17 protein-coding genes are annotated in these 18,251 nt (G+C 43.0%); 11 read left to right on the top strand and 6 right to left on the bottom strand.

Annotated features, from left to right (window positions below; all coding sequences use genetic code 11):
• Positions 1 to 16 precede the first annotated feature (16 nt).
• Positions 17 to 1,333 (top strand): NAD(P)/FAD-dependent oxidoreductase, encoded by a 1,317-nt coding sequence (locus NST45_RS26130; RefSeq protein WP_076141445.1) that lies wholly within the window; start codon positions 17 to 19, stop codon positions 1,331 to 1,333.
• 235 nt (positions 1,334 to 1,568) lie between these two features.
• Here NST45_RS26130 and NST45_RS26125 read toward each other — a convergent pair whose 3' ends face one another.
• Both NST45_RS26125 and NST45_RS26120 read right to left on the bottom strand, forming a co-directional pair.
• Entirely contained in the window at positions 1,569 to 2,015 is a 447-nt protein-coding gene (locus NST45_RS26125; protein WP_036687161.1) for a YdeI/OmpD-associated family protein, read from the bottom strand.
• Positions 2,016 to 2,066: 51 nt separating this feature from the next.
• Positions 2,067 to 2,537 carry a DinB family protein gene (locus tag NST45_RS26120; RefSeq protein ID WP_162164288.1) on the bottom strand — a complete coding sequence of 157 codons (471 nt, stop codon included), beginning with the start codon at positions 2,535 to 2,537 and terminating at the stop codon, positions 2,067 to 2,069.
• A 221-nt stretch (positions 2,538 to 2,758) separates the two neighbouring features.
• Between NST45_RS26120 and NST45_RS26115 the strand changes: the two genes are divergently transcribed.
• Positions 2,759 to 2,959 carry a hypothetical protein gene (locus NST45_RS26115; RefSeq protein WP_244886414.1) on the top strand — a complete coding sequence of 67 codons (201 nt, stop codon included), beginning with the start codon at positions 2,759 to 2,761 and terminating at the stop codon, positions 2,957 to 2,959.
• Positions 2,960 to 3,062: 103 nt separating this feature from the next.
• Positions 3,063 to 3,383 (top strand): Crp/Fnr family transcriptional regulator, encoded by a 321-nt coding sequence (locus NST45_RS26110; RefSeq protein WP_080742373.1) that lies wholly within the window; start codon positions 3,063 to 3,065, stop codon positions 3,381 to 3,383.
• 111 nt (positions 3,384 to 3,494) lie between these two features.
• Here the strand turns inward: NST45_RS26110 and NST45_RS26105 are convergent, their stop codons facing one another.
• Positions 3,495 to 3,671, bottom strand: a complete 177-nt coding sequence (locus NST45_RS26105; protein WP_169744731.1) for a hypothetical protein — start codon at positions 3,669 to 3,671, stop codon at positions 3,495 to 3,497.
• A gap of 343 nt (positions 3,672 to 4,014) precedes the next feature.
• Between NST45_RS26105 and NST45_RS26100 the strand changes: the two genes are divergently transcribed.
• Entirely contained in the window at positions 4,015 to 6,168 is a 2,154-nt protein-coding gene (locus NST45_RS26100) for a pectate lyase (protein WP_326046973.1), read from the top strand.
• A gap of 135 nt (positions 6,169 to 6,303) precedes the next feature.
• Here NST45_RS26100 and NST45_RS26095 read toward each other — a convergent pair whose 3' ends face one another.
• Positions 6,304 to 6,525, bottom strand: a complete 222-nt coding sequence (locus NST45_RS26095) for a helix-turn-helix transcriptional regulator (protein ID WP_036687168.1) — start codon at positions 6,523 to 6,525, stop codon at positions 6,304 to 6,306.
• Between the two features lie 244 nt (positions 6,526 to 6,769).
• Between NST45_RS26095 and NST45_RS26090 the strand changes: the two genes are divergently transcribed.
• Positions 6,770 to 7,039: a DUF6809 family protein gene (locus NST45_RS26090; protein WP_076274177.1), complete on the top strand. Its 270-nt coding sequence runs from the start codon at positions 6,770 to 6,772 to the stop codon at positions 7,037 to 7,039.
• 192 nt (positions 7,040 to 7,231) lie between these two features.
• Entirely contained in the window at positions 7,232 to 10,021 is a 2,790-nt protein-coding gene (locus tag NST45_RS26085; RefSeq protein WP_339824207.1) for an AAA domain-containing protein, read from the top strand.
• A gap of 155 nt (positions 10,022 to 10,176) precedes the next feature.
• On the opposite strand, the gene NST45_RS26080 is transcribed toward NST45_RS26085, so the two are convergent.
• Both NST45_RS26080 and NST45_RS26075 read right to left on the bottom strand, forming a co-directional pair.
• Entirely contained in the window at positions 10,177 to 10,974 is a 798-nt protein-coding gene (locus NST45_RS26080) for a WYL domain-containing protein (protein ID WP_339824205.1), read from the bottom strand.
• Entirely contained in the window at positions 10,961 to 12,274 is a 1,314-nt protein-coding gene (locus tag NST45_RS26075; protein ID WP_339824203.1) for a WYL domain-containing protein, read from the bottom strand. The genes NST45_RS26080 and NST45_RS26075 overlap by 14 nt, the downstream gene beginning before the upstream one ends.
• Positions 12,275 to 12,503: 229 nt before the next feature.
• Between NST45_RS26075 and NST45_RS26070 the strand changes: the two genes are divergently transcribed.
• The 5 genes from NST45_RS26070 to NST45_RS26050 all read left to right on the top strand — a co-directional run bounded on the left by NST45_RS26070 (position 12,504) and on the right by NST45_RS26050 (position 18,236).
• On the top strand, positions 12,504 to 13,295 hold the full coding sequence (locus NST45_RS26070; RefSeq protein WP_076141442.1) for a nucleotidyltransferase domain-containing protein: 792 nt from the start codon (positions 12,504 to 12,506) through the stop codon (positions 13,293 to 13,295).
• Positions 13,296 to 13,319: 24 nt separating this feature from the next.
• Positions 13,320 to 14,585 carry a class I SAM-dependent methyltransferase gene (locus NST45_RS26065; protein WP_036687179.1) on the top strand — a complete coding sequence of 422 codons (1,266 nt, stop codon included), beginning with the start codon at positions 13,320 to 13,322 and terminating at the stop codon, positions 14,583 to 14,585.
• A 3-nt stretch (positions 14,586 to 14,588) separates the two neighbouring features.
• Entirely contained in the window at positions 14,589 to 17,174 is a 2,586-nt protein-coding gene (locus tag NST45_RS26060) for a metallophosphoesterase (RefSeq protein ID WP_339824200.1), read from the top strand.
• Positions 17,175 to 17,383: 209 nt separating this feature from the next.
• The gene (locus tag NST45_RS26055) at positions 17,384 to 17,833 is read left to right on the top strand and encodes a LytTR family DNA-binding domain-containing protein (protein WP_326046968.1); all 450 of its coding nucleotides are present in this window, start codon (positions 17,384 to 17,386) and stop codon (positions 17,831 to 17,833) included.
• A complete protein-coding gene (locus NST45_RS26050; protein ID WP_326046967.1) occupies positions 17,826 to 18,236 on the top strand; it encodes a hypothetical protein in 411 nt (136 codons plus the stop codon). The genes NST45_RS26055 and NST45_RS26050 overlap by 8 nt, the downstream gene beginning before the upstream one ends.
• Positions 18,237 to 18,251: the final 15 nt, after the last annotated feature.

Raw genomic sequence — 18,251 nt, 5'->3', positions numbered from 1 at the left:
GGATGCATCAATTAACATGTATAAGGATCAGACTTCTAAGCACCACGAGCTGTTCATTATCGGTGGGGGTGCTGCAGGTCTAATGGCTGCAGTTACAGCGAGGGATCAAGGTATTGATACAGCAATTATTGAAAGCAATGACCGGCTGGGGAAGAAAATAATAACGACGGGTAACGGGCGTTGCAACATTACGAACCAATCCACCGCCACCGGTACGGATGAAGCGGCCGCTTTATCACGCAAGTATCACAGTAATCAGGAAGGATTCCCAATACATGTATTGCGGCAATTCGGTGTCCGCCAAACGATCGAATTTTTCTCCTCGCTCGGGCTTCCTTTTGTAAGCTTGGAGAATGGCCGGATGTATCCGATGTCGCTGCAGGCGGCTTCGGTGCCGGGTGTATTTAAGCTGGCGCTGGAGGATCGGAATGTTCCCGTATATTATAAACATAAAGTGTTGGATGTTACCGTTTCGGCGGGACATCCGCGGTTCGCGATAACCTGCCAGACGGAGACAGAGGAACAGGTTGTGTATACCAGCGACTATCTTTTTCTATGTGCAGGCGGCCTTACCGCTCCCAAAACGGGAACGGACGGCTCCGGTTATATGCTTGTCCAACGTCTGGGGCACACCTTGATCAACCCGGTGCCAGGTATTGTACAATTGAAGCTGGATTATCCGTATTTGAAGGAACTATCGGGCATCAAATTTGAGGGAGAGGCCCATGTTATCGTAAACAATGAAGTCATCCGCACTGAGTCTGGTGAGATTCTTTTTACGGACTATGGTATTTCGGGCCCGCCCATACTTCAGCTCAGCAGAAAGGCTGCGTATAATCTCGGAATAGGAGAATCGGTGACATTGTCGGTTGATTTAATGCCGGAGCGCACGGAGGAAGAGTTAATTGATTTTCTGGAGATCCACTGGGGGATCTTCGGACACCGGACGGTTGCCGATTCCCTTATAGGTATCGTCAGCAAGAAACTGATTCCAGTTCTGCTGAAGGAGGCTGGAATTGATCAACAGTTGCACCTGCTTTGTCAGGATCTTTCGTGGAAAACAAAAAAAATATTTTATAAAATCTTGAAGCGTTGGGAATTTAAAGTGACCGATACCAATAGCTTTACTAATGCACAAACAACAGCTGGTGGCATCGATACGACGGAGCTAACCGAAGGAACGTTGGAATCTAAGTTAGTCCCTGGACTGTATTTGGCAGGTGAGGTGATGGATGTCGATGGAGATTGCGGCGGCTATAACCTGCAATGGGCCTGGAGCTCCGGCTATGCCGCCGCGATGGCGCTTGCTGATCGACGTGCTAGCACCACGTAAGGGGGCAGATGGTTGCTGACTCTTAAACGATCACCTATTACTAGGCAGAGGTTTGCTGTAACAAGTCTGGTTTTAGTAATGTGAAAGCGATGAGGGTTGTTTCTCATCGCCTTTTTGTGATTTTTTAAAGTTTGGTGCTCATTTAAAAATGATTGTTGGGGTTTAGCGAAATATCAATATTCGTTGCTTAACTCTGATGTCTTCATTTTACCTCAACTTTATTGTCGTCCCTTTATTAATCCTTAAGTTTATCAATTAGAGCTAGTATTCGTCTATTTTTTGTATCTTCCTTTTTAGCAAGCTCAATATAATTAATCTGCTCTCGTTTAATGTAATCAGGCTGGTTTAGAAATGTATTCAGCATGTGGTACTCTTCAAGGTTTGTAGTAATGTAATCTGGCACAATCAGTTTACGATTTTCCTCGCATTTCTTAAGTATTATATGTAATGTATCACCGAGCTCTTTTTGTAATGCTCTTCGAATAAATTCGTTATAAACAAAATAATGCCCATTCTTTGACGGCAATAAAGTATGGTCAAATTCGTACCCGTCAACAGAGATTTGAATAGGTACTTTACCATTAGTATTGAATATCTCCCTTACTGAATAGGGGAAATAGACTACTTTCCATTTCATTTTACCTTCCAGCAGCTTTATCTCACTATCAAATTCATAAACCATATTAAATAACACTCCTCGTGGTAAAGAAGCTGATTTCGGTCACTCATTTTATCATAGCCACTTTGCTGTTTCTAGGTGATTCGAATTCAATATGCTGTTGCAATAACCTATATGATGTTGAACATGCCTTATCTGCATGAGGATAACATCAGTTTTAGTTATTTCTTCGTATAGTACACATGGTTCCAATAATCTGCAGTCAGTAAGTTCATCAAAAAAATTACGAGCCACACTCAATATCTCCTCTAGGTACGTCGTCATTTCCTCCTTAGTAGGGTAGTCAGAGCACTCCTTATCTAAGTCTTCTGTTATATCTTTACCGAAGTCAGGTATTTTGAATTCTTCATCCTTCTGCTGCCTAAACCAAAATTTCATGCTGGTTGTAGCGTGGAATATATGCTTCCAGTATTTATGCTTGGCATTCTTCCAAAAATGATCAGGACATACTTCGATAAGATTCTTCAACATTTCTACGGTTGGATCAAACTGTCTTCTTAAAACAGCCACCATCTTATCACTCATGTTCATCAACTCACTTCTTGAATTTTAGAATCTTAACTTTATTCTTGTTCTCAGCAACCAAAACCTTCCATTTTACGATGGTGCATTTGGAAAATTTGTGTCACATAATAATTTAATGAAGCTGTCGCTATTTATCTTGAATTAAAAGTATTGCAATATAGGATAGGTTCGCGATTCAATCATAAAAAAATTATTACTTATACTGGAGGAACCTCTAGAAGATGAACCCACAACTGTTACAGGATTTTCCGTTCTTTGAACATCTTGATGATGAATATTTAGCTGAAATTACTAAGGTATGTGGCGAGCGTACTTATATAAAAGGAGAGTCCATCTTTTTGAGGGTGAAGAGGGAGAGGAGCTCTATCTGGTTCTATCTGGAGTTGTTCAAATCTATCAAGATAACCACTCTAGGGATGTAGTACTCTCTATTTTTAGAGTAGGTGATTTCTTTGGAGAGATGGCTTTGTTGCAAAATGAAAGAGCGCGCTCTGCTTCTGCAAGGACCATTGAGAAGTCTACCTTATGTATTTTGAAAAAACGCGATTCATTACTTTACTAAAAAGTAATCCGGAAATACTAATCGGCATTTTGGAAACAGCATTAGATCGTCTGCGTGATGCCAATAAATTAATAACAAACTTAACCGTTATCGACGTGCGTACGCGTATTGCTCGCGTGTTGTTGCGTCTAACAGAACAGCACGGAGTGCCCTCTGATGAAGGTGTTCTAATCGATTTGAAATTAACGCATCAACACCTGGCGGATATGACAGGAACGGCGCGTGAGACCGTGAAAAAATCATTGCTTGGATTACAGGATGAGCAGTTGATACGTATTGATTAAAGGAAATACATTATGATGCGGCTCCATAGGTAGTAAAAGAAAAGACACCTTGAAGGGTGTCTTTTTACGTTATTGCAGCTTAAAAAGAAGATTCCAACAGTATTCCCGACTTTAATGAAAGTTCCCGGTTTCATTTTCCGTGAATTTGCCGTCGCTGTCATGCTGAGATTGCTTGCGGCGATCATTACGGGCTTGTTGCTGCTGTTGGGCTTCCAGGCTGTTTACGGGCGTGGCTTCCAAATCTTTTACAGTGTTGATCAGATTCTTGTCTGGTTTATTTGCGCTCAATTGAAAATTCCTCCTTGTTTACCTAATGGTTGTGAATTTTATTATGTGCTGGCTACTGTGTGGCTATTCGTGTTGTATGATCACAATCCATTCGCTGTCCTATAATCATTAGCTCAGAACACGGTTAGATATGGGAGATATGAGTAAATGATTGTTTCGGAACCTTTTTTAGTTTTGATATGTTGAACGTGTTCTGGTTCCAGAATTTGTATTATTTTCGAAGGGATACAGGGGCTAGATGCAGGATCTCTTTCTAAATATTTAGGAGGTGAAAAGAGAAACTTCATTTTTTGCAAGCGGTTACAATGATATCTGCAACAAATTAAAATCGGGAGGAAATAAAATGAAAAAAAGAGTTGCAAAGGTAACCAGTATTGTTGTGTTGTTTTCTCTTGCTCTTTCTTTAATAGTAGGTGGATGGACAAATACGGTGGTACATGCTGCTGGTCTTGCGGTAACAGGCAGTGGAGGCTGGAATGAAACGGCATATGTGGAATGGTCACCTGTAAGCAATGCGACAGGGTATAACGTTTATGTTAAATTGGCAAGTGCAGCGGATTCTGGGTATCAACAAATTAATAATGAGTTAATCCGCAAATATTCTTCCTACTGGAGAGCAGATGTTGTTGGGCTTGCAGCCGGTAATTATGTGATGAAAGTTGAAGCTACCTTGTCAGGGGGTGGGACGGTAAGTGCGGTTTCAAATCCACTATCCGTAACGTCATATGACCGCTCTGGATTTGCTTTTTCGACTAGTTCGCAATATGGTACAGGATCAGGGGCTTATAATGAGAATGGAACCCTCAAGAATGGTGCTCATGTGCTGTATATAACCTCTCAGAATGCGCAAACCGTAACACTTGGTGTGAAAATCAACAGCTCCGGCGCTGTACAAACAGGGGTTGGCCTGGGTGGTATTCTGACACTGAGACAAAAAGGTTATGATACAACTCCACTTGCGATCCGAATTATCGGAAAAGTTACAGCTGCTGATCTGAGTGGACAGCTTAACAGCAGTGGGTATCTTGAAGTCAAAGGTAAAAACAATTATTCGGAAATGAATATTACTATTGAAGGTATCGGGAATGATGCTTACGCGTACGGTTGGGGAATGCTTCTAAGATATGTAGGTAATGTGGAAGTAAGAAACCTGGGTGTAATGTTATTCCCTGACGATGGCATTTCAATGGATTCCGGCAATATGAATGTCTGGGTGCATAATAATGATATTTTTTATGGAGCTGCTGGAGGCGATGCAGACCAAGCCAAGGGCGACGGTTCCACAGACCTTAAAAATGGATCCAACTATATTACAATTTCTTACAACCATTACTGGGATTCCGGAAAATCCTCGCTAGTTGGTTTGAGTGAGCCGGCTGAATTTTTTGTTACCTTCCACCACAACTGGTTTGACCATTCGGACTCCCGTCATCCGCGGATTAGAGTGGCTTCCGTCCATATCTATAACAACTTTTTCGATGGTATCTCCAAATACGGTGTGGGTGTAACTACAGGTGCTTCAGCTTTTGTAGAATCTAATTATTTTAGACATGCTAAATTTCCAATGATGATCTCCTTACAAGGTACAGATGCTTTAGGGGAGGGCACGTTCTCAGGCGAAAATGGAGGTGTGATTAAAGCCTATAACAATCTTATTGTTGAGGCTTCAAGTCTCATCTATGCGAATTCAAACACAGGGACAGCTCCTGCTAATGTTACCTCATTTGATGCTTACTTAGCTTCGTCCAGAAATGAAACCGTCCCAAGCTCATACAAAGCACTAAAAGGCGGAACAGCCTATAATAACTTCGACACGAGCGTAAATACAGGAGTGAACGTATCTAATATTGATAACGTAAGCAATGTTGAACAGATTGTTATGGCAAAAGCCGGCCGTCTGAATGGCGGAGACTTCACATGGGAATTTAATGATTCAGTGGATGACGTTTCGTATGCGCTGAATACAGCGCTGATGTCTGCAATCAGAGGCTACACAACGGGACTTGTCTCTGTAGGGGGGAATTCAAACCCAACGAACCCGACTCCGACTCCATCAGTAACACCTACGCCAACAGTAACTCCTGTGCCAACAGCGACCCCAGCTCCAACAGCAACTCCTGTACCAACGGCGACTCCAGCACCGACGACAACGCCAGTGCCGACAGCGGGAGCAACCGTTCACAACTTTACTACGGATGGAACAACAAGCAGCTTCTTCAATATCCAAGGCAATCTCTCAACAAGTAAGGGAACTGTGGCATATCAGGGTTTAACCCTATCCCAATGTCTAAAAATTGAGAGTGCAACCAGCATTCAATTCACTTCTGCTAAAGCTTCAGCGCTAACCCTAGTGTTCAACACAGAGGGAACGAAAATCAAAGTGGATGGAACAAGTTACCCTATAACCAATGGCATTGCCACTGTCTCTCTGGCCGCAGGTGCGCATACCATTACAAAAGATAGTACGGCGAATCTGTATTATATGAAGCTGGAATAGGGAACTGACCGCCTCTACTTTAATATGGAGTATCAGAAAAGCGACCTGTAGGGGTCGCTTTTCTTTGCTTTTTCTTATGGTCTTATTACTTGAGTTATTGTCGATTGAAAAACTATCAATTTTGTGTTGATTTGATTAATCTTTATCATCAACCAAATCAATAATCTCACGAATATCCTCAATATTTAAAGCTTCTGCAATTTTGCTTATATGACTAAAGTTAATATTCTCCCTTTTTCCATTAGCTAACTCACTTAATGCAGCATGTCGGACATCGGATATTCTGGACAATTCTCGTAGGGAAATCTTATGTTTTTTGGTCAATTCTGATATTTTTACTATAACTCTCTTTCCCACTTCTAATCCCCTCACTAACTCTGAGTTTTCATCTTGACTATACGCATAAGCGTAACGTATAATAATTCCATAACTGGTACGCTTATGCGTATTGAATGCGTATTTTTTATTCTCACCAAAAAAATGTATCTCATATGAGAAGTTGAGGATAAGTGGTGGATATGAGCCTTTATTTAATTCGTATCACTAGAAGCAAACTATAATGAAAATAAATCTCCTCAAATATCTAAAAATGGAGGCTCCTATGCCCAACATTCTCGAATCTCTATACCACGGCAGCTTATTTCCCAGCGTGGATTTCATCTCCAAGGATCCTAGCTACCGTCCGATTAATAGGCAAATCACTGAATCATTAGAAATTTGGAAGCAGAAGCTGTCCGAAGGGGATTTTGATGAGCTGGAGTCTTTATTGGAACTGTATTCTCAAGCCCAGGGGATGGAGATGACTGCTGCATTTGTGTGTGGATTCAAGACCGGAGCGGCAATGATGATTGAAATCTTAGTTGATGATTAATAATAGGATAGTTTCTCTTCATAAGTAGTTTCCTCAAATACTTTCTTGGATTAGCTTTCCCCTCAAGACACCAATCAAGGTGTCTTTTTAGCCTATCAATAAGACTATGTCCTTCCTATGAAGGAATATCCTTACATTCTACCGAATTCCCTACATATTAATTCTAAATACGCGAACACAGAAGGAATAGCCATGGACGAAGAAAGATACCTGATTATTGTTAAAAACAAAGACCGCACCTCAGAAATCGCATCATATGAACAGTTAGGCGTAAACATAAGGTTGATTTATCGCAGTTCTAATAAACCCTATTATTACAATGCAAGTGATGTAATGATTCTAGACAAGCCCGTTATTACAGCAATCACCAAAGAGCAAGTGGTGTTTCATCGGGATAACCCTCTTAGCAATGTTATGCGAGTGCTGGATTTCGGATCTCGGATTCGTGTGTTTTTTAAGGATGGAACCAATCGGGTGTATGAAGCCGTGCATGTTCGAATCGAGAGCAGCGGAGTGAAGAGCTCAGATGCGTTGAAGGTCATGGAGTATTGGCGTGCCATTTCAGGGCATATTGAGGGCGGAGAAGATCAGCCGGAGATGGACGCTTTTTTAAAAAAGGAATTTGCCAAGCTCAGTTTTGTACACCCAGAAAGTGTATTGAGTCACTATGTTAATGGGTCTCCGGTGAGCGAGGATGTCACTGTTGAATTACAGCCGATCTTCCCATTCAGGTATAACCTTAGCCAAAAGACGGCCCTGGATCATGCCTTACGAAGTAAGATCAGTATCATTGAAGGCCCTCCAGGTACAGGCAAAACCCAGACCATTCTCAATATATTGGCCAACCTGGCTGTGATGCAAGAGAAGAAGGTGGCTGTGGTCTCAGGCAACAATGCGGCGGTGCAGAATGTGCGCGATAAGCTGGAGGCGGAGGGTTATCCCTTTTTGGTTGCGGGGCTTGGCAATAATGAGAATAAAGAAAATTTCTTTGCGAATCTGCCTGTCGCCGAGGTCTCTGGCTGGGAAAGCGAGTTGCCTGAGGCGGAGCTACTATCCAAGATACAGGAGCTGGATGGTCGTATTAATCGGCTGATGGTACTGGATATGGAGAAGGCGCGTTTGAAGCAACAGCTGTCGGCGTATGTGCTGGAGCAGAAGCATTTTGAGAACTACTACGCCAAGCAGAATATAGAGCCATTAGAGAAGTTGTCATTCTATCATGAGACGCCTGAGCGGATGCTTGAGTTCATGAAGGATAGCCACCTTGCGGTGAGAAAAGGTAAAGAGAATGGTCTTTTGTACAAGTTCAAGCTTTTTGTCAAACATGGGTTCACGGAGCTTAAATATTTGAAGGAACAGGGGGCAGATGTGATTCTGAATGTTCAGCGGAAGTTCTATATTCTGCGGATTGAAGAGCTATCGGGTCGTATTGTAAGGATTGAACAAGAGCTGCAGTCTGCGTCCTATCAGCCTTTACTGAAGGAACACCAGCAGTGTTCCGTTCAGCTTTTCCAACATAAGTTGTATGAGAAATATCGTAATCTCCCTCGGTTGAAATGTAATGCAAAAGATTATCGGCAGAGCAAAAACTTTAAGTCATTCATCGAATATTATCCGATTGTCCTAAGCACGACTCATTCTTTGCGTAATTGCGTGCCGGCCAATGATCTGTTTGACTACGTTATTATTGACGAGTCTTCTCAGGTAGATCTGGTGACAGGCGCACTTGCGCTATCCTGTTGCAAACGTGCGATCATTGTTGGGGATACCAAACAGCTGCCGCAAATTGTGAGTATGGAGATTGAGAAGAAGGTTGGATGTGCTGCATCCGCTAACATCGACGAAGCTTATAATTATTTCCAACACAATCTACTGTCATCCATGCTTGCCCTATATGGAGATGATATTCCCAAAGTGATGCTTAAAGAGCACTATCGGTGCCATCCCAAAATCATTCAGTTTTGCAATCAAAAGTACTATAATGGCGATTTAATTACTTTTACGACTGAAGAGGATACAGAAGTTCCACTGCTGATTTACAGGACTGCGCCGGGTAATCACTTGCGAGAAGTAACCATTGGTGAGAAGAAAGGGAAGTTCAACCAGCGGGAGCTGGATGTCATTGAAGGGGAGATCCTTGCGGGTTGGGAGGAAGTAGCGGCTGGTCAATCGGATATTGGCTTCGTCACACCTTACCGCAAGCAGGTAGAGAAAGCAGCAGGACAGTTTGTCGATGATATCGAGAGTGACACGATACATAAATATCAAGGCCGGGAGAAGTCTATTATGATTATGTCTACAGTGTTGGATCAGACACGCTCTGGCAAAATAGGTATGAAATTTGTGAATGATCCCTGTAAGGTTAATGTGGCCGTATCCCGTGCGCAGAAGAAGTTTATTCTGATAACGGATCATGCCCTATTTCGGAAATATGGTAATGAAATTGGGGATCTCACACGGTATATGGAGTATAGCACGCTGGATGAGAACGTGGTGGACAGTGAGATAGTATCCATATTTGATCTGTTGTATCAGGAGTATTCGGGTAAGCTTCGGGCATTTAGAGAACGGGCTAAGAGAGTTAATGTATCTAAATTCAAATCGGAAAATCTGATGCAGGCACTGCTTGAGGGGCTTTTACAGGAGCCGGTTTATAGCGGATTTACACTCGGCAACCAGGTTCTTCTCAAGAATCTATTCAAGGATGTGACTAGATTGAAAGACCAGGAGCGGCGATATATCAGTAATAGAGCCTCTGTGGATTTTGTCATTTATCATAAGTTGGATCGGAAAGCGGCGCTTGCCATTGAGGTAGACGGATTTGCTTTTCATGAGAATAAACCGGAACAGAAAGAGCGGGATAAAATGAAAGATACTATTTTTAATACATATGGAATAAAGTTAAAAAGGTTCGCAACTAATGAGAGCTCAGAGGAGAGAAAGATCAGGGAGCTGCTGGATGCTATTATGCAATCAAGCTGATGTTTAATAATCACAGTACTCCGTAAGTCCACCTTTCAGTTTCTAAGAAAGCTGCTGTAAGTAAAGTAAAAGACATCTTAACTGTGTCTTTTACTTTACTATATAAGCACGTTTCAGCGCTTCAGGATAGTTGACCAGCCTATACTAATTCTCGGTTATTCAGCATACCGGTCAATCGCCATAGCTGCCGACTTCAGCATGCGCCGCTTAAGATGCTCACCCTCGACGATTTTTACGCGCAGGCCAAGAAAACGGATTTTGGACAATAGGAATTCGCTGCCGTCTCTCATGTAGATGACTTTGATTCGATAGATGCCCGAATTTTCATCAAAGGACACGGATTTATCAAAACAGGAAAAGGCGTACAGAATTCGGGACAGCTCAGCATTAAAGGTGGGAATGACTTGAATACATGCACATTCTTTCTGATCCTCTAATAATCGCGTTATTCTTGCTTTTAAGTCATCAATCCGTTTGGCAGGGAAGGGAGCTACTTCAACAGAAACAATGTTTTTTAGTTTAGTGGACATAAGAGAACGTTGCCGGGTGCTGTACCATTGCAAATACCACTCCCGCTTATACATGTTGTATTCCAGCTTATGAGGGAACCCGGTTTGGTCAGTTCGTTGGCCTCCATGCTTAATATGGAAAGTAATAAGGATCGCTTGATTCTGCATGATTATACGGCGGAGTGTACGAAGCATTGGGTGATAGACCTGCCGCTCTTTGCTTTTAGCTTTCTCCATAATAATTCCCTGCACTTCTGTGGACGCTTCTGCCTCCAATATGGAGTTCAATTTACTTAAGGTTTCCAGTGTAAAAGCTGCTTCTGAGGCCGGGTGCATTAACATGGTTTTCAGCCAGGAACGTTCCTGGGAGGTCAGCGCTAATGAACCCACTTCGTCGAGGCGTGAAATGATTTGGAAGTTAAATATTTTCTCAAATGGATTCATAATAGCTGTGAATCTCCTTCCACTCCGCGATAAATTGCTTACGCAGCCAAGGGGGTTCTAATACCTCGCAGCTCGAACCAAAGCTTCGTAACCACGGCTTAATTTCATAAATACCATTCACTGTGATCTCATAAAGGAATGTAGAATCGGACTCTTCCGTAATTACTCCCCACTGTCCCTGCGCTTCAACCCGCTCCCGAATAAAATTAACACCAGAGCGATTGGGGTTATAAAATCTCGCAGCCACTTTAATTGCACGGGTGGTATCTATAACCCAGCTGTTTGTCATCTGCTCTTCCAGATTGCTGAGTTTCTGAGCAAACTCTGATTCTTCCACAGTGTCGCCCTCCTCAATTTGAGTAAGGCCCTCCATTCGGAATTTCATGATGCCCATACGTGAATTATGTCCGATTAAATACCAGCGCCCATATTGATGGTCATAGATGACGCGGAGCGGAAGAACGGTTTCTGTGACGCCCCTTGTTTCCCGCTCAAAGAGAGGATTGGTATTCTGAGAGGCGTAGTTTTTGCCCTTTTTAGGGGATAGATATAGAAACTTAATTTTTTTTCGCTGCTGAATCGCTGCAAAAATTGTGTATAGGTGTGCCTCGTCAAGAATACGTGAATGATAATTATATTTGTATCTATGGGTTACCGTAGCTTCGGGGTTATAACCCCGCTTCCGCAGGACCTTTTTTAAGGTGTCGCGCAGCAGGTAACCTTGCACCGACGGAGTCTGCGTGTTGGCGATGACATCAACATAGTCGTAAAGATCCAAAAGCTGATCGCCTGATAATTGATCAATCAGATCGTTAGCAGCCTTGTATCGATAAGGACGGCCCTCATTTACACGAAGAATAACGCCAACTTCCTCAAGATATTTCAGATCTCCACGGATGGTCTTCTCATCGGGCATTGGACAATCGGTTGGCATTTGCTCACTGCAGACATCCTGTAGATCTTTAGCCGTTAGCTCCTGAGTCTGAAGCGCAGTTAATAGTAGAGTAAGCCGGATGCTCTCCGTTTCCTTAAGCGACTTCGCCCGGAACAAGAACAGGAGCAGCGGGTCGGCAGATTCATAATAGTTATAGCGGAGCCACTCAGAGAGTTCCGTTCCTTGTTCTGTAGGCAGGTCTTGTTGTAAGACGGTTACCATGCCCTTCAGGTTGCGCAGCGTTTTGTCATAGGTATGTACAGAAATGCCGAGACGATCGGCGAATTGTTGTCTGCTGTAAGCTCCCCCCGCTAAAGAGAGCATGCGAAGAAATTGAATCTCCTTGTCAAAACTTTCCCGGGCCATTTGTATCCCTCCAGCCTGTAGCGAATCCATTAGAAATAGTAGTACTTATTATATTAAGCACCAGAGTTGAATAAAATGGAAGTATTTTTGGCCGCCGCCATACTTCCGCCCTGTTCGTTACAGGGAAGATGAGCGAAGATAGATCCATGAAGCCGAAGCAATTCTGAAGAGGCGTTCGAATAGTATCAATGGTAGAGAATAGGGAAGTAACCGATCTGGAGGGATGAAGATGGATCCTATAAACAAGCTTATCTGTGAGCAGCTGGAACAGATTGAATATGAGGAGCAAGTTACAATATTGTATGCCTGCGAATCAGGCAGCCGGGCCTGGGGATTCCCATCGCAGGACAGTGATTATGATGTGAGATTTATTTATCTGCATAAACCGGAATGGTATCTATCTATTTTTGATAAGCGGGATGTGATCGAGCGTCCTATTAACAATATGCTTGATATCAATGGCTGGGATTTGCGTAAAGCACTGAATTTATTCCGGAAGTCAAATCCACCGCTGCTGGAGTGGCTGCAATCACCCATTCAATATGCCGAAAAGTACAGTATAGCAGAGAAGCTTAGAAGCATCTCCCCGTACACATTTTCGCCGAAGTCTTGTATGTACCATTATTTAAACATGGCAAGAGGGAACTACCGTGATTATCTGCAAGGCGAACAGGTCAAGATCAAAAAGTACTTTTATGTGCTTCGTCCCGTTCTAGCTTGTGAGTGGACTCACCGATATGGAGAGATGCCGCCGATGGAGTTCGATGTACTGGTAGAGCGGCTTATTCCGAAGGATGAAGAGCTGTGGCAGGTGATTCAGCAATTGCTGGCACGAAAAAAATCCGGTGAAGAACTAGACTACGGACCGCAGCTAACCGTGATTAACGATTATTTAGAAGAACAGTTCCAAGTGTTGGATAAGGTGGCGGCGTCCTTGAATGCTAAGGAGAACAACAGAGATCATCAGCTGGATGCTCTATTTCGAGAAGCTTTACAGGAAGTATGGGGACGGGCTCTATAGAAAGATTGATAGGAGGAAGAGGTAGTGGCTATTGTACAACTGAAATCTACGAATCCAAAATTCACTTTTTTAATTAAAAAAAATCCAGTGACAGGTATGCAGCTTCGTCCGGTTCGTCAGGGAGTGGCTTATGGATGGTATTCTGATGAGGCAACTTATAACGTTTATTTTAAGGATGCAGATAACGATATATCCTACAAGCAGAACGGAAGCGAGAGCTTTGAGTATTTAAATGTCTCCCGGTTTAATACACCTCTATTTCCGCTTAATGCGGTCAATGAGTTTTTCTCTACACCCTTCAAAGCCCAGGATGAACGGGATGCGGAAGGATATGAGCATTCTTTTTTCATTAATATGGTTCAGGTTGAGCGGATACACTATATTGAATTTTTCCAAAAGCATTTAAAGGGATATACCTTCTCCTTGCAGCATCAGGCACATAAGAGCTATTCACTGACGATTACCACACATAAAAGCTTGTATCACCTCTTGCATGTTGTTGGTGTGCTGTCCTTGTTCTTATCCATATTTGGGGATGAGTACATAGATATTTCGGATGCTATTTTGGATAAATATATCCGCAGCCTTAACGTCATTGATGCACCCTTTTATATAAGAAGTCTATTTGCAAGGAATTTCCTTACCTCAAAGGAACGGTTCAAGCGATATAAAGCCTCCATCGAACAAACGGACCAGTATTCTATTGGGCTGGAGTATGGCGGTACTGCGATGCAGCGGCGTACTTTTATTTCGAGTGTGCTTCCATTCAATAAGCCGATTCTGGACATCGGTTGCGGAGAAGGTTTCTATGCAATTCCGTTTGCCGGGAAAATAGAGAGTACCTATTATGCGGTAGATATAGCTGAGGAGCTGCTGGAGGTTGTGAATCGGAAAGCGAAAGCTAAGGACATTGATAACATTGCAACCTTTGGCTCACTGGACCATTTTCTGGAGTCGTACAACGGGGAGCAGGTTGATGTGATTCTAACAGAAGTTGTAGAGCACATGAGTGAGGGTGAGGCAGCAGAGCTTATTCAGCAAATAATCGGTAATGTGAATTTTCAACAGCTTATTGTGACCACACCGAATGCTGATTTCAATCGTTATTATGAGCTGGAAGGATTCCGGCATGAGGATCACAAGTGGGAAATGGGACAGCAAGCGTTCGGGCAATGGGTTTTGGATACGATTCAAGGTTTAGCAGTCGAGGTCGAATATTTGATGGTTGGTGACCGGGTTGGCGAGATCCGTACGACGCAATGCGCTATTGTGCGAAGAAAGGAGGAATAGACAGTGGAAATTCAAACACGTGTACATACCATATTTCTGCTTGTAGGAGCAACGGAATGTGGGAAATCGACCTTTGCTAAAGAAGTTCTGATCCCGCAGTTAAAACTAGAGGATGCTTCTAAAGGGTTACGTACGAATGTGCAGTACTTATCCTCGGATAGTATCCGTCAGGAGATATTGGGCTATGACTATGATAAGTATGATCAGGTTATGCTGGAGGCGAGTTCGCATACCTTTCAATTATTGTTTGAGAGATTGAAGTTAGTCACTTCTTTTCCGATTAATGCGGAGTTTGTGGTGATGGATACCATTGGGCTATCCGAAGATTATCGTAGTAAAGTCCGTGAGATCGCCGGGCAAAATAATTACAATCTGGAGGTTATTCTGTTTGATTACCGCAAACGGGAGGATTACTACGCCTCAGAGCGCTCGAAGAAGCTGATCTCCAATCATTTAAACCGGCTCAGAAAAGAAGTCTTGCCTGTTCTGTCACGGGAAGGTTACAACAAGATTCATAAAGTGCGTGCTAAAGATTTTATTCTCGAGGGTGAAGGGATACCTAATCCGGACTACCGGGTGATTATACAGGATTGGGATACTTACGCATCTACGGTACTTCTACAAGCACAAGAGTATATTGTGGTTGGGGATGTTCATGAGTGCGTCGAAGAGCTTCAGGGACTATTACGTAATTACGGCTACCGGGAGCACGAAGGTAAGTTAAGTGCAACAGATAAGCTCAGTAACACACGAGTCATTCTTGCTGGTGACTGGATTGATAAGGGTAAAAAGACGCGGGAGACGATTGAGTTCTTATTTGATAACCGCGAGCATTTCCTATTTGTTATGGGCAATCACGAGAACTTTGTATACAAGTACGTAAAGGGGGAGATTCAAGGAACCGATCCGGAACTGCTAAGAACGTACTTTGATTCCACCCAAGTGCTTAAGGAGGATACCGCGCTTTTTAGTAAATTTTCGGATTTAGTGGAGCAATCCCAGCCCTTTTACCGCTATATCGGTATGCAAGGTCCTTCTTTTTATGTTACCCATGCTCCTTGCCGTAATAAGTACATTGGTAAGCTGGATACGAATTCACTACGCCATCAGCGTAACTTTCGGCTGGATCGTGAGGTTTCCTTTGAGGAACAGCTTGATTTCCTAAAGCAAGAGGCTGTGAGTAATCACCCCTTTCATCTCTTCGGACATATTGCAGCCAAGCAGACTTTTCGGATCAAAAACAAACTCCACCTTGACACAGGGAGTGCGCAGGGTAATGAACTAACTTCTGTTCGCATGTCGTTTAAACCTTTCTATAAAAGTCAAAAATCGCATGTGACTACGGTGCACGAAGAGCTACCTATCCTGTTCCGGGAAAAGCAAACCGTATCCTTGCTGGAGCTTGATTACGAGTCTGTGCGCAGACTGCAGTATTCCTCGCAGAACCGGGTCAACTTCATCTCCGGGACGATGTCACCTGCGGATAAGGATGTGGCTGCCGGTGAGCTTGAGTCTCTGCGAAAAGGGTTGGATTATTTTGCCGAACGTCGTATTTCAGAAGTCGTTCTGCAGCCTAAATATATGGGATCACGCTGTAGTTTGTACCTTTATCGGAACTTAGAGCAGTGTTATGCAATTAGCCGGAACGGCTATAAGGTTCAGGCGGTCGATCTGACGCCTATCTACGAACAGCTGCTTCATAAATTCGGAACCTATATGGCTGAGCAGGGGATCCGTGTGCTTTTACTGGATGGCGAGTTGCTGCCTTGGAAAGCGCTTGGGGATGGGTTAATTGAGCGTCAGTTCCGGCCAATTGGCAAAGCGCTGGAGACAGAGCTGGATTTCTTAAGACAATATGGATTTGAGGAGTCACTGGGTAAACTGATACAGGATTTTGAAGTAAGCGGGTTTGAACAAGACCAGCACCATATGTCGAAAGAGACGCTTAACAATAACTATGGGTCTCATGTTTACCAGACTTTTAAGCATGTCCGTGACATAAGAGAATCGTATGTAGATCTTGACCAGCGTGACGAAGCCTACCGAGTATACAAGCAGCAACTGGAGCTGTATGCGGGTGATGCGGAATTAACATACAAACCTTTTGCAATCCTGAAGGAAGTGCTGGAGAATGGCGCTGAACGGGTACCTGACGGCAAAACCTCCGAATTATACAGGTTCTTAAACGAGGATGAATTTCTGGTTCTGGACTTGAAAGAGCCTGATGCTTACATCAGAGCAGAGGAGTATTTCGCAAAGATAACGGTAGAGAAACATATGGAGGGAATTGTAATCAAACCGGAGCAAGAACAGCAGGGGGTAGTCCCATACATGAAGGTCCGCAATCCGGGCTACCTGTCGATCATCTACGGGTACGACTACAAGTTTCCACATAAGTATGCCAAGCTGATGAAGCAGAAGAATATCGCTCCTAAGCTTCGTACGTCCTTAATCGAACACCGGCTGGGCAGACAAATGCTAGAAGTGAAGCTGGATGAGATCTCGTCTGACAACGAGGACTACAAGCAAATTGCAGCAAACTTGTTATTCGAGGTAACGAAAGAGAAAGAGATCGACCCGAGGTTGTAGAGGATTGTTACAGGCGAAGAAACTTGGTTTGCCAATTATGAGAATGAGTTCAGGCTGTCGGGAAGGTTCCGGCAGTCTTTTTTTCGTTCGTGGAGGAAGCGGAAATAGTTATCTTGCAACAAACAGACCAATTAATGCAAGAAAACGTAAGATAGTGGTCATAGGCCTTTTTTGATAATAATATGAAACCTGAGAGGAGGAAGCACAACTTGGAAATCATTTTTGAAGAGGACATAGAAATGGACCGGGGTACTACGAAAGTAACAGCCCACCCGGCTGAAAAGGAACATTGGGAAAATATCGAAGTAGCCATTCAAACATCGGAGAAACGGATCATGGTCATCAACGCCAAAAATGATCGCAATGTCTCGATTGTATCCAGCTCAATCGCGGTCATAGAGCCGGAAGGCCGTATGTGCAGTGTACGTGTAGTTACGGGAGAAATGTTTCTTCTTAATACACGATTGAAATTTGTTGAGGAAGTTCTGAATTCACCTCAGTTTATAAAAATTAATAATCAGACCATAATCAACACCAGCTACATAAAAGAGTTCTCAGCAACGGATAATGCAAGAATAAGAGTGATTTTGACGAATGGTTCTTGTTATTTTGTCAGCCGCTATTATATTAAAAATTTCAGGAGGAACTATCATGGTTAATCAATTAAAAAATTCATTTTTTCAGGTGTTTACTTTAACTTCTTTATGGATAACGCTACTGTTAACTGTGTTTTTCAAGGATCAATCTATTGATATGTTATATCTATGGCGTATTGCAGGTATCGCTATTATTTCCGCGGGGATATTCGGAGTGATGTACAATGTGTTGTGGAATTATTTCACGTTAAGACCGTTTTGGAATATTCTGATTTCTTCGACCTTCAGTATATTTGGCGGAATGGGAATGGTGTGGTTATTCTCAAAAGAAATGTTCAACTTCATAAGCCCCTGGTTGCCTGGAATGTTGTTGTTATCGGTTATACTGCACACTATAGCTTTCTATTTCTATGCCAGAATTAATAGCAGGAAACAAGCTGAGGAGTTAAATAAAATTCTGAAATAGCCTCGTTCTAATTGT

Source organism: Paenibacillus sp. FSL R7-0163 (assembly GCF_037969975.1).
Lineage (GTDB): Bacteria > Bacillota > Bacilli > Paenibacillales > Paenibacillaceae > Paenibacillus_AQ > Paenibacillus_AQ odorifer.
This window is presented reverse-complemented; position numbering and strand designations above follow the sequence as displayed.